The organism is Dietzia sp. (assembly GCF_036741115.1).
GTDB lineage: Bacteria > Actinomycetota > Actinomycetes > Mycobacteriales > Mycobacteriaceae > Dietzia.
This window is the reverse complement of sequence record NZ_DAINST010000024.1, coordinates 1-3,540: the sequence shown is the minus strand read 5'-3', so window position 1 is coordinate 3,540 and position 3,540 is coordinate 1. Positions and strand designations below refer to the sequence as shown.

General features: G+C 71.7%; 4 protein-coding genes. All 4 read left to right on the top strand.

Annotation, left to right across the window (positions count from 1 at the left end; translation table 11 throughout):
* Positions 1-1,004 (top strand): chorismate-binding protein (locus V7E05_RS05575; protein ID WP_333618684.1); only part of this gene is annotated, 1,004 nt, incomplete at its 5' end.
* Positions 1,001-1,843 carry a Trp biosynthesis-associated membrane protein gene (locus V7E05_RS05570; protein ID WP_333618683.1) on the top strand — a complete coding sequence of 281 codons (843 nt, stop codon included), beginning with the start codon at positions 1,001-1,003 and terminating at the stop codon, positions 1,841-1,843. The genes V7E05_RS05575 and V7E05_RS05570, both read left to right, overlap by 4 nt.
* Before the next feature lie 291 nt (positions 1,844-2,134).
* Positions 2,135-2,947: an indole-3-glycerol phosphate synthase TrpC gene (trpC, locus tag V7E05_RS05565; protein WP_333618682.1), complete on the top strand. Its 813-nt coding sequence runs from the start codon at positions 2,135-2,137 to the stop codon at positions 2,945-2,947.
* A gap of 85 nt (positions 2,948-3,032) precedes the next feature.
* On the top strand, positions 3,033-3,540 hold a 508-nt coding region (locus V7E05_RS05560), incomplete at its 3' end, for a pyridoxal-phosphate dependent enzyme (RefSeq protein ID WP_333618710.1).

Here is a 3,540-nt window from a genome sequence, read left to right as displayed (position 1 = left end):
GGGTGGATGCCGCCTACGACGACGCCGTGGACCGGGTCGACGAGATGGCGCGCCAGCTTTCCGAGCCCGCCCGGCCGATGGTCGCCGAGTTCGACATGGTCGAGCCCGAGGTGCGCCGCCAGCGCAGCGTCGAGGAGTACATGCAGATCGTCCGCGACGTAGTCGAGGAGATCAAGGCGGGGGAGGCCTTCCAGGTGGTGCCGAGCCAGCGCTTCGAGGTGGACACCGCGGCGCGGCCGCGCGACGTCTACCGCGTGCTGCGCACCATCAACCCCAGCCCGTACATGTACCTGCTCAACTTCCCGGACGGATCGGGCGACGACGGTTTCGGCGCGACCGCGTTCTCGGTCGTCGGCTCGAGCCCGGAGGCGCTCGTCACCGTGCAGGGTGGCGAGGCGACGATGCACCCGATCGCGGGCTCGCGCCCGCGGGGCTCTACGGAGGTGGAGGACCTCCGCCTCGAGGAAGATCTCCTCGAGGACGAGAAGGAGAACGCCGAGCACCTCATGCTCGTCGACCTCGCGCGCAACGACCTCGGCCGCGTGAGCACCCCGGGCACGGTCTCGGTCGCGAGCCTCCTGCACGTCGAGCGCTACAGCCACATCATGCACCTCGTCTCCAATGTCCAGAGTTCGCTCGCCGCGGGGAAGACTGCACTCGACGCCGTTCTCTCGACGTTCCCCGCGGGCACGCTCTCGGGCTCGCCGAAGCCCCGTGCCCTCGAGATCATCGAGGAACAGGAGGCCACCCGCCGCGGCGTCTACGGCGGCACCGTCGGCTACTTCGATTTCGCCGGGAACAGCGACCTGGCCATCGCGATCCGCACGGCGCTGATCAAGGACGGCACGGCCTACGTCCAGGCCGGCGCCGGGGTGGTCGCGGACTCGGACCCGGCCACCGAAGAAATGGAGACGCAGAACAAGGCGGGGGCCGTGCTCCGCGCCGTCGCCGCCGCGGGAACGATGCGGCCTGCCGGTGACGTCCCCGAGGAGGACCGCCGATGAAGCGCTCGCCCCTCGCCCTCTCTCTTCTCCTCATCGTCGCCGGCGCCGCCGCGATGTGGGGATCCTCGCGGCTCGTGTGGCTCACGGCGACGCTCGATGTCGAACAACTCGGAGCACAGACCCGCTCGATCACTGGCGGCACCTGGTCCCCGGAGAGCACCGCCATCGCGCTCGGCCTCCTCGCCGCCGGGGCCGCCCTCCTCTTCACCCGCGGTCTCCTCGCCCGCATCGTCGCGGTCGTCGCGCTATTGCTCGCGCTGCTCGGCGGGATCTCCGGCGCACTCGCGCTCGGTGGCGGAGTGGACACCAATCGCGTCCACTCGGTGGTCACGGCCACCGACGGGGTCGCGCGCACGAGCGGCACCTCGCAGGACGAGGGCACGGTTCCGCAATGGGCCGTGGTCGGCGAGGTCCAGGCGAAGCCCGCGGGCCCCGCGCTCGCCCTCGGCGGCGCCGTGCTCGCGCTGGTGGGCGCGGCCTTCGCCGTCATCCGCCCCCGTCCCGCCGCACCACGAGCGGACCGGTACCGGACCCCCGCGGAGCTGCGCCGGGAGGCCGAGCGGGCAGGCGCGGAGGGCGGCCTGGCGACGGGCGGCTCGGAAACGGCTCCAGAGGTCGGATCGAAGGATCCAGACCAGGCGAGCTCTACTACCGACGAGGCGGCGCGCACCGGCGAGTCCGGGGATGGCCGCGACGACACCCGAGCGGGCTCTCGGAAGTCGGCGGGCGCGGGGCCGGAGGAGGAGCTCTCGACCCAGGACGCCGACCGACTCCTCTGGGACAGCCTCGACGCGGGCGAGGACCCGACCGAGGGGCCGACCGGCGAGGGTCGCGATTAGCCGGCTCGCTGGCGAACCACGACTCGGCCCGCGGGGTGGCCCTTCACCCGGCCCTCGAGCTGCCCTCGAGCTGCCCTCGAGCTGCCCCGTGAGCCGGCCGACGCTCCGCCCCGCGCGGCATCCGCGGAATCGCCCGGCGCGGGCACCTCTCCGCCTGTGACGTGGGCGACTTCGGGAACCGCGAGGGCGGGCACTAAGATCGTGTGTGGCTCGGGGACGGCGAGCGCGCGAAAGATCTCGTGTGGTCGCCGGGTCCCCGATGGGGGAAGCCAAACGCCGGAGGAGAAGCCAATGGGAACCGTTCTCGACTCGCTCTGCGAGGGCTCGCGCGCCGATGCCGCTCGTCGCGAGGCGCAGGTGAGCTACACGGAGATGAAGGCGCGGGCGAAGGCCGCCCCGCCGGCCATCGACGCCAAGGCCGCGCTCATGGAGGACGGAGTCGGGGTCATCGCCGAGGTCAAGAGGGCCAGCCCCTCGAAGGGCACGCTCGCCGACATCCCGGATCCCGCCTCGCTGGCTTCGCTCTACGAGGAGGGCGGCGCGAGGGTCATCTCGTGCCTCACCGAGGAGCGGCGCTTCGGCGGCAGCCTCGCCGATTTCGACGCGGTCCGCGCGGCCGTGGGAATCCCGATGCTCCGCAAGGACTTCATCACTAATCCGTATCAGGTCCACGAGGCCCGGGCGCACGGCGCGGATCTCGTGCTCCTCATCGTCGCCGCTCTCGAGCAGCCCCTCCTCGAGTCCCTGCTCGACCGGACCGAGTCCCTCGGGATGACGGCGCTGGTCGAGGTCCACACGGAGGAAGAGGCCGACCGCGCAATCCAGGCGGACGCCTCGGTGATCGGTGTGAACGCCCGCAACCTCAAGACCCTCGAAGTCGATCCCGAGGCCTTCGGCCGGATCGCCCCGGGGCTCCCGTCCGAGGTCGTCAAGATCGCTGAGTCCGGGATCGGCGGCCCGGGGGACCTGCTCACCTACGCGGGGCTCGGTGCCGATGCCGTGCTGGTCGGCGAGTCCCTCGTCACGTCCGGCGATCCGCTCGGCGCCGTGCGCTCGCTCTCGACCGCCGGCACGCATCCCTCGTGCCCCAACGGGCGGCGCTAGGGCGCCGGTCGGCATACTGGGGGGCGTGAATTCCTCGAACTCCCCACGTGCTGCATCCGCGGGCGGATCGCCGTCCTTTCCCACGATGGGCGGCGTCGTCCACGAGACCACCGGCCACGAACCGGACGCGCGCGGGCATTGGGGCACCTTTGGCGGTCGCTACGTGCCCGAGGCGCTCATGGCCGTGATCGACGAGGTCACCGACTCCTTCGAGAAGGCCAGGCGCGATCCGGAGTTCCTCGCCGAACTCGACAGGCTGCAAAAGCACTATTCGGGCCGCCCTTCCCCGCTCTACGAGGCGAAGCGCTTCGGCGCGGAGATCGGCGCCCGCGTGTTCCTCAAGCGCGAGGACCTCAACCACACGGGCAGCCACAAGATCAACAACGTGCTCGGGCAGGCGCTCCTCGCACAGCGCATGGGCAAGACGCGGGTCATCGCGGAGACGGGCGCGGGGCAGCACGGCGTCGCCTCGGCCACTGCCTGTGCGCTGCTCGGCCTCGAGTGCAAGATCTACATGGGCGCCGTCGATGTCGAGCGCCAGGCCCTCAACGTGGCGCGCATGCGCCTTCTCGGCGCCGAGGTCGAGGCCGTCG

Coding starts and splice junctions, on each gene's coding strand:
- V7E05_RS05570 (WP_333618683.1), top strand. CDS start 1,001: ATGAAGCGCTCGCCCCTCGCCCTCTCTCTTCTCCTCATCGTCGCCGGC.
- trpC (WP_333618682.1), top strand. CDS start 2,135: ATGGGAACCGTTCTCGACTCGCTCTGCGAGGGCTCGCGCGCCGATGCC.